The sequence below is a fragment of the Cellulomonas iranensis NBRC 101100 = JCM 18110 genome (assembly GCF_001552375.1).
Lineage (GTDB): Bacteria > Actinomycetota > Actinomycetes > Actinomycetales > Cellulomonadaceae > Cellulomonas > Cellulomonas iranensis.
The window spans coordinates 1-8,031 of record NZ_BCRB01000122.1; the positions used below are offsets into that span (position 1 = coordinate 1).

The following is an 8,031-nucleotide window of genomic DNA, read 5'->3' on the forward strand; positions in this document are numbered from 1 at the left end:
CCCCGCCCGCCCCGACCGCACCCGCGCCGTCGCCTTCCGACGGCGGCGCCGCGGCGCCGTCCCCCTCGGCGACGACCCCCGCCGGCGCGGCCGCAGGCACGGGCACCGGCACCGGCACCGGCGCGGGCGCGGGCGCGCTGAGCGCCACGGGTGCGCAGGTCGCGGGCGTCCTCGCGGTCGCGCTCGCCGCGCTCGGCCTCGGTGCCGTGCTCGTCCGCCGCCGGGCGGTGGCGTCCCGATGACCCGACCGACCCACCCGACCTCGTCCGCACGCCCGGACCCGCAGACCCCCACCTCCCCGAACCGCAGGAGCCGACCCGTGCACCGACAGCACCAGCGCCGCGGCGTCGCGGCCGTCACCGTGGCGGGGGGCCTCGTGCTCGCCGCCGCCGTCGCGACCCCCGCGGTCGCCGAGCCCGTCCCGGCCCCGGGGCCGGCGAGCGCGACGTTCCTCACGCCGTACCTCACCGAGCTCGACGTCACGGGCGACCGCCAGGTCACCGCCGCCGACCTCGACGTCGTCGCCGCCCACCTCGGCGCGACCTCGGCGTCGCCGGGCTGGTCGGACGTCGCCGTGGCCGACGTCGACGGCGACGGCACGCTCACGGTCGCCGACCTCGCCGCCGTCGCGCAGCGGATGGTCTACGACGACGGCCCGTTCGAGCTCGTCGAGGCGAGCGTGCTCGACATGCAGGCGGCGATGAACGCGGGCGTCACGACGTCCGTCGCGCTCACGCAGGCGTACCTCGACCGGATAGCCGCCTACGACCGGACCCTCGTCGACACGGGTGCCGGCGGGCGTCCGCTGAGCTCGGTCATCGCGGTGAGCGACGTCGCGCTCGCGGCCGCGGCCGCCGCCGACGCCGAGCGTGCCGCGCACGGCATGACGAGCGCGCTGCTGGGCGTCCCGGTCGCCGTCAAGGACAACTACGACACGCTCGACATGCCCACCACCGGCGGCTGCGGCTGCTGGACGGACAACCGGACCACGACCGACGCGACGATGGTCGCCGGCCTGCGGGACGCGGGCGCCGTGATCCTCGCGAAGGCGAGCCTCGACGAGTTCGCCTACGGGTTCGTGTCCGAGTTCTCGGCGGGGCAGCCCGTCGGCTCGACCGTGCGGGTGGCCAGCCCGTACGCGACGTCGCGCAGCGCGGGCGGCTCGTCGGGCGGCACGGGCGCGGCGATCGCGGCCAACCTCGCCGGCATCGGGTTCGGCACCGACACGGGCGGCTCGATCCGCGTGCCGTCGTCGTACAACCAGCTCGTCGGGGTCCGGCCGACCGTCGGTCTGGCGAGCCGCGACGGCATCATCCCGCTCGCGCTGAGCCAGGACACGGGCGGCCCCATGACCCGCTCGGTCCTCGACGCGGCCGTCGCGCTCGACGCCGTCGTCGGCGTCGACGAGGCCGACCCGGTGACGGCCGCCCAGGCGGGCCACGTGCCCGAGTCGTACACGGCGGCGCTCGACCCCGAGGCGCTCGACGGCACGCGCATCGGCTACGTCGCGTCGATGGTCGGCAGCAACCGCACGACCGTGCGGCTGTGGGCGCAGGCCCGTGCGGCGCTCGAGGCGCGGGGCGCGACCCTGGTCGAGATCCCCTCGTCGCCCGAGCTCTCCGCGGTCCTCAACGAGCCGAGCGGCAGCACCAACGAGTTCCGCCGCGACCTCGCCGCGTACGTCGAGCGGCACCTCGCGCCGCAGGTGCAGGCCCGCACCATCGAGGACATCCTCGCGACCGACCACTTCGTGACGTCGCGCCGCGGCGTGTACGAGCAGCGGGCCGCGGTCACCGACGAGCAGTACGACGCGTGGGCGGGCCCCACGGGCAGCCACACGGTCGCGCTCGCGACGGGCCGCGCGTACGTCACGCAGCTCATGGACGACCTCGACCTCGACGCGATCGCCTACCCGGGCGGTGTGCCCTACGGCACGCAGGGCACCAACATGCGGCTGAGCCCCAACACGGGCCTGCCGGCCGTGACGGTGCCCATGGGGCAGGCGACGGCCGAGGACGCGACGGTCCCGGGGGCCGGGGTCAACCTCGAGCTCGTGGGTCGCGCGTTCGACGAGGGCACGCTGCTGGGCCTCGCGTACGACTTCGAGCAGACGACCCGGGCACGCACGACGCCCGCGCTGTACGGGCCGCTCGGCTGAGCGGCGCCGCGTGGTCGCGTCCCCCGGGGCGGGGCCACGCGGGACGACGACGGCCCCCGCCCGGTGCTCCGGGCGGGGGCCGTCGTGCGTGCGGCAGGGGTCAGAGGCCCGAGTCGCGCATGGTGCCGGTGAGGCCGCCGTCGAGGTGCACGACGATGCACTGCAGGACGTCGTCGCCGGCCGCCCAGCTCTCCGAGGTCGGGTACAGCAGCGTGTAGTCCAGCGCGGAGTCGAGGTACTCGGTGCCGACGAAGCCGGCGAACTCGCCCTCGCAGTACTGCGTGTAGAACTCGTCACCGGCCTCGTACTGCTCGTCGGTGAGCTTCGTCTCGGCGTAGATCTCCGCGTCGTGCTGCTCGGAGCACGGCGTCGCGGGCAGCGACGAGAACTCGGTCGCGTCCGACGAGTCGAGGTAGTTGAGGCAGTCGCCGACCTGGAGCGAGAACACGTCGGCCTCGGCGGACGCGGTGATCTCGCCGCCGGGCTGGTCGCGCTGCGCCTCCGGGGCGGAGTCGCCCGTGACGGCGTCGAGGATGGAGCCGCAGCCCGAGAGCGTCACGGCGAGCGCGACGACGGCGAGCGGGGCGAGGGCGGAGCGGAAGGTACGGGAAGTCACGTCCAGCGATCCAACCAGGACGTTCGTCCGGTGGATACCGAATTGGGCGCGCGTCCGGGTGAATCCCTGTGAGGCTGCTGTGGGTCGCGTCACGTCTCACCCGGACGGGTGTCCGTGCAGGTCACGCGCGGCGGAACCCGTGACGCGCGTGACGCCCGGCCGTGAGCGCGACCTCGCCGCCGCCCGCACCGTCCACTGGTCACATCGGGCGCTGGCTCGCCCACGCGACACCGACCACTGGTCAGATCGAGCGCCGTGTCACGGCGTGTCGGGCCCCGAAGTGACCAGTGGTCACCGGGAGGGGTGGTGTCGGGCCCCGAAGTGACCAGTGGTCGCACGGGTCAGCGCGTCAGCGCCGGCTGCAGGTCGCTCAGCGCGGACCGGACCGCGGAGCGGAACGCCTCCGAGCCGGCGACCTCCGCCGGGAAGACCTCCCGCAGCGCGAGCAGGCCCGCGACCGGGTCGGGGCCGGACGCAGCCCGGGCGAGGCGGTCGGCCTCCGGGTCGTCGAGCGGGACGGTCCGGCCGTCGACCACGAGCTCACCCGAGGACGCCGCGCGCACGTACGCGACCCACCCCGCCACGGCGTGCGCGGCCGCGTGCGGCACCGCGCCGGCGGCCAGCCGGTCGGCCACGGTGCCCAGCAGGCGGACGGGCAGCTTCTGCGACCCGTCCATCGCGACCTGCACGGTCGTGTGCCCGGTGCGCGGGTTCGCGAACCGGTGCAGCACCTCGTCGCGGTACGCCCGCAGGTCCGTGCCCTCGGGCGCCACCAGGGTCGGCAGCACGTCCTCGTCGAGCAGCGCGCGGACCACCGCCGCGAGGTCCGGGTCGGCCACGGCCTCGGCGATCGTCGCGTGGCCGCGCAGCGCGCCGAGGTACGCCAGCGTCGAGTCCGCCGCGTTGAGCACGCGCAGCTTGGCGCGCTCGAACGGGGCGACGTCGTGCGTGAACGTCGCACCGGCGCGCTCCCACGCGGGGCGGGGCGCGGCGAACGCGTCCTCGACGACCCACTGGAAGAACGGCTCGCCGACCACGAGCGCCTCGTCGTGCAGGCCCAGCAGCGCCGCGGCCTCGGCGCGGTGCGCGTCGGTCGTCGCGGGCACGATCCGGTCGACCATGGTCGACGGGAAGCGTACCGACGACGCGACCCACGCCGCGACGTCGTCGGACCCCGGCACCGCCGCGAGCGCCTGCCCGACGAGCCCCGCGAGCACGCCGCCGTTCTCCGTGAGGTTGTCGCAGCACACGACCGTCAGCGGTGCGTCCGACGTGCGGTGCCGCCGCACGAGGCCGCGCACGAGCGTGCCGATGGGCGTGCCCGCGGCCGCGTCGTCGGGGCCTCGCAGCTCCGCGGCCGCCGCCGCGAGGTCCGCCGCGACGTCCTGCGCCGTGGTGTCCAGGCGCCCGTCGGGTCGCCGCCGGTAGCCCTTCTCCGTCACGGTGAGGGTCACGACGTGCGTCGTCGGCGCCGCGAGCGCGTCCAGCACGCGCGCCGTGTCGCGCCCCGGGTACGCGACCTCGCGGACCGAGCCGACGAGCCGCACGCTCGACGCGTCGGCCGCGGTCGTCAGGACGCCGTACAGGCCGTCCTGCGGGCCGAGCTGCTGCACGACGCGCGGGCTGCGCTGCGTGACGCCCAGCAGGCCCCAGCCGGTCTCGCCCGTCGCGGCCGCCGCGTCCTCGGTGCACACGGCCTGGTGCGCGCGGTGGAACGCGCCGATCCCCAGGTGGACCTGCCCGACCGTGAGCTCGCGCGGGTCGACCGCGGGGCCGCGCACGGCGTCGGGCAGGCCACGCGCGGCGCGCTGCGCCCAGGTGGTCGCGGACAGGCGGGGCGGCGTCATCGGGGCTCCACGAGGTCGGGTCGGCGGTCGGGCGGCGGTGCGGTCGACCCGCGCACCACGAGCTCGACGGGCAGCACGGTGCGCGGCGCGGCGTCGTCGCGCGGTGCCAGCAGCAGGTCGACGGCGGTGCGGCCGAGACGTGCGAGCGGCACCGCGACGGTCGTGAGCGCGGGCGTCACGAGCGTCGCGACGGGCGCGTCGTCGAACCCGACGACGGACACGTCGTCCGGCACTCGGACGCCGCGCGTGCGCAGCCGGTCCAGGACGCCGAGCGCCACGAGGTCGTTGTGCGCGAGCACGGCGGTCGCGCCGCTCGCGAGCGCGAGGTCGGCCGCGGCGACGCCGCCCGCGAACACGGGGGCGTGCGCGCCGAGGTCGACGACCTCGACGTCGACCCCGGCGGTCGCGAGGCCGTCGCGACGACGCGCGTCGGACCACGAGCCGGCGGGGCCGCCCGCGTACGCGACGCGGCGGTGGCCGAGCGCGCGCAGGTGCCGCACGGCCTGGCGCACGCCGTCGCCGTTGTCGACGACGACCGACGGCAGGCCCGCGCCCTCGCGGTTGACGAGCAGCACGGGCCGGTCGCCCGCGGCGACGTCGGCGAGGTCCTCGGCGGACATGCGCGGCGAGCACAGCAGCACGCCGTCGGCCTGCGCGCCGAGCTGCGCGACGAGCTCGGCCTCGAGCAGCGGGTCCTCCTCGGCGTCGGCGACGACGACCGCGTGCCCGGCGCCGCGGGCGCGGGCCTGCACGGCCTTGGCGACGGCCGAGAAGAACGGGTTCTCGAGGTCGGGCACGACGAGGCACAGGTGGCCGCTGCGTCCGGTGATGAGCTCGCGTGCGGCGCGGTTGGGGCGGTAGCCGAGCTCGCGCGCGACGCGCTGCACGAGCTCGCGCCGCTCGGGGGCCACGAGGTCGGGCGCGCTGAGGGCGCGCGACGCGGTCGCGGGGGAGACGCCGGCGGCGCGTGCGACGTCGCGCAGCGTGACGGCCATGGGTGCTCCTCCGCGTCGGGGCCGGGCGGCCCGCGGGCGCCGGTCCCGGTGCGCCGACGCGATGAATGCGATTTCATCATGCGGCTCTCGGCGGGTGCAAGCGATCGCGCATCGGCCTTGCGTTGTCCCGTGATCGCCTGGCAGGGTCGTCCTGCAAACGTATTCATCGTGGTGGGCGAGGACGCCCGCACCGCGGCTGCGCACCGCTGCGCCGCCGCGGCCCACCGCCGGAGGACCGCATGACCGATCCCACCGCCCGCTGGGCGCTCCACCCCGACCGTGCCCTGCCGGCCGACCCCGTCACGCGCCCCGTGGCCCGGCAGATCCTCGACGCCACGCAGCACCTGCCGATCGTCTCGATGCACGGCCACGTCGACGCGGGCCTGCTCGCGCGCGACGAGCCGTTCGGCGACCCCGCGTCGCTGCTGGTCGTCCCCGACCACTACCTCGTGCGCATGCTGGTCTCGCAGGGCGTCCCGCACGACGCGCTCGGCGTGCCGCGGCGCGACGGCCGCCCGGTCGAGACCGACCCGCGCGAGATCTGGCGCGCGTTCGCGGCGCACTGGCACCTGTTCCGCGGCACGCCCACGCGGTTCTGGCTCGAGCACGTGCTGGTCGACATCCTCGGCGTCGAGGAGCGGCTGTCCGCCACGACGGCCGACGCCGCCTACGACACGATCGCGGCGCGACTCGCCGAGCCGGGCTTCCGCCCGCTCGCCCTGCTCGACCGCTACGACATCGAGATCATCGCGACGACCGACCCCGCGTGGGCGTCCCTGACGGACCACGCGGACCTCGCGGCGCGCGGCTGGGGCGAGCGGGTCGTCCCGACGTTCCGGCCCGACGCGGTGCTGCACCCCGACCGGCCCGGCTGGGCGCAGGACGTCGCGCTGCTGGCCGAGCGTGCCGGCACGTCGATCGGCTCGTACCGCGAGTTCGTCGCGGCGCTCGAGGCGCGCCGCTGGGCGTTCGTCGAGGCCGGCGCCCGCGCGACCGACCACGGCCACGTGCGCGCCGACACCACGCCGATGGACGAGGTCGACGCGGCCGCGGTGTTCGCGGCGGCGCTGCGCGGCGACGTCGACGCGGCGGCGGCGCAGGCGTTCAGCGCGCACATGCTCTTCGAGATGGCCCGCATGTCCACGCAGGACGGCCTGGTCATGCAGCTGCACCCCGGGTCGCTGCGCGACCACGACCCGCGCGTGCTCGCCGAGCGCGGGCCCGACGTGGGCTACGACATCCCCGTCGCGACCGAGTACGTGCGCGCGCTGCGCCCGCTGCTCACCGCGTTCGGGCACCACCCGAACCTGCGGCTCGTGCTGTTCACGCTCGACGAGGACACGTTCAGCCGCGAGCTCGCGCCGCTCGCGGGCGTGTACCCGGCGGTGCGGCTCGGCGCGCCGTGGTGGTTCCTCGACACGCCCGACGGCATGCGCCGGTTCCGCGAGGCCGTGACCGACACCGCGGGCTTCGCCAACACCACCGGGTTCGTCGACGACACGCGGGCCTTCCTGTCGATCCCGGCGCGGCACGACCTGTCGCGGCGCGTGGACGCCGGCTTCCTCGCGCGCCTCGTCGTCGAGCACCGCCTCGACCTCGACGAGGCGCTCGAGACCGCGGTCGACCTCGCGTACGGCCTGCCGCGTCGCGCGTACGCACGCCCGGGCGCCGCCGATCCCGGCCCGGCCGCCGCGGTCCCGCAGGGGGCCCGGTCGTGACCGGCTCGCCGGCCCGGGCCGCCGCGGTCGCCGCACCCGCGGACGTGCTCGCGCGGCTCGCCGCGCACCGGCTCGTCCCGGTCGTCGTCGTCGACGACGCGCACGACGCCGACGCGCTGGGCTCCGCGCTCGTCGGCGGCGGGCTGCCCGTCGCCGAGGTGACGTTCCGCACCGCCGCCGCACCCGACGCGATCCGCGCGCTGCGCGCCCGCGGCGACGTGCTCGTCGGCGCCGGCACCGTGCTGACGGCCGCGCAGGTCGACCAGGCCGTCGCGGCCGGCGCCGACTACGTCGTGTCGCCCGGCACGTCGCGCGCCGTCGTCGAGCGCTGCGCCGAGCACGGCGTGCTCGCGCTGCCCGGCGCGGTCACCGCGAGCGAGGTCCAGGCCGCGCTCGAGCTCGGCGTCACCACGGTGAAGTTCTTCCCCGCGGGCACGTCCGGCGGCGCTGCCGCGATCGCGGCGCTCGCCGCGCCGTTCGGCGGCGTGCGCTTCGTCCCCACCGGCGGCGTCGGGCCCGCGAACCTCGCGGAGTACCTCGCGCTGCCGGCCGTCGCCGCGGTCGGCGGCTCGTGGATGGTCCCGCGCGACCTCGTGCGCGCCGGCGACGTCACGGGCGTCCGCGCGCTCGTCGCCGACGCGGTCGCGCTCGCAGCAACCCTGCGCCCCGCCTGACGCCGCCCACCCCCTCCGCGAGA

At 76.8% G+C, this 8,031-nt stretch carries 7 protein-coding genes; 4 read left to right on the forward strand and 3 right to left on the reverse strand.

The window, feature by feature from the left end; all coding sequences use genetic code 11:
- Both CS2_RS19185 and CS2_RS16950 read left to right on the forward strand, forming a co-directional pair.
- Nucleotides 1-242 (forward strand): hypothetical protein (locus CS2_RS19185; protein ID WP_176573222.1); only part of this gene is annotated, 242 nt, incomplete at its 5' end.
- 77 nt (nt 243-319) lie between these two features.
- Nucleotides 320-2,158, forward strand: coding sequence for an amidase family protein (locus tag CS2_RS16950; protein ID WP_233421246.1), 1,839 nt, complete (start codon nt 320-322; stop codon nt 2,156-2,158).
- Nucleotides 2,159-2,258: 100 nt separating this feature from the next.
- Here CS2_RS16950 and CS2_RS16955 read toward each other — a convergent pair whose 3' ends face one another.
- The 3 genes from CS2_RS16955 to CS2_RS16965 all read right to left on the reverse strand — a co-directional run bounded on the left by CS2_RS16955 (nt 2,259) and on the right by CS2_RS16965 (nt 5,616).
- The gene (locus CS2_RS16955; protein ID WP_070320861.1) at nt 2,259-2,774 is read right to left on the reverse strand and encodes a septum formation family protein; all 516 of its coding nucleotides are present in this window, start codon (nt 2,772-2,774) and stop codon (nt 2,259-2,261) included.
- Nucleotides 2,775-3,115: 341 nt separating this feature from the next.
- Complete coding sequence (locus CS2_RS16960) at nt 3,116-4,621, reverse strand: mannitol dehydrogenase family protein (RefSeq protein ID WP_070320862.1); 1,506 nt, start codon at nt 4,619-4,621, stop codon at nt 3,116-3,118.
- Nucleotides 4,618-5,616 carry a LacI family DNA-binding transcriptional regulator gene (locus CS2_RS16965; protein WP_070320863.1) on the reverse strand — a complete coding sequence of 333 codons (999 nt, stop codon included), beginning with the start codon at nt 5,614-5,616 and terminating at the stop codon, nt 4,618-4,620. The genes CS2_RS16960 and CS2_RS16965 overlap by 4 nt, the downstream gene beginning before the upstream one ends.
- Before the next feature lie 239 nt (nt 5,617-5,855).
- Between CS2_RS16965 and uxaC the strand changes: the two genes are divergently transcribed.
- Together uxaC and eda are read left to right on the forward strand one after the other, a co-directional pair.
- Nucleotides 5,856-7,334 (forward strand): glucuronate isomerase, encoded by a 1,479-nt coding sequence (gene uxaC, locus CS2_RS16970; protein ID WP_070320864.1) that lies wholly within the window; start codon nt 5,856-5,858, stop codon nt 7,332-7,334.
- A complete protein-coding gene (eda, locus tag CS2_RS16975; protein WP_082740327.1) occupies nt 7,331-8,008 on the forward strand; it encodes a bifunctional 4-hydroxy-2-oxoglutarate aldolase/2-dehydro-3-deoxy-phosphogluconate aldolase in 678 nt (225 codons plus the stop codon). Before uxaC ends, eda begins: the two co-directional genes overlap by 4 nt.
- The last annotated feature ends 23 nt before the right edge of the window (nt 8,009-8,031 follow it).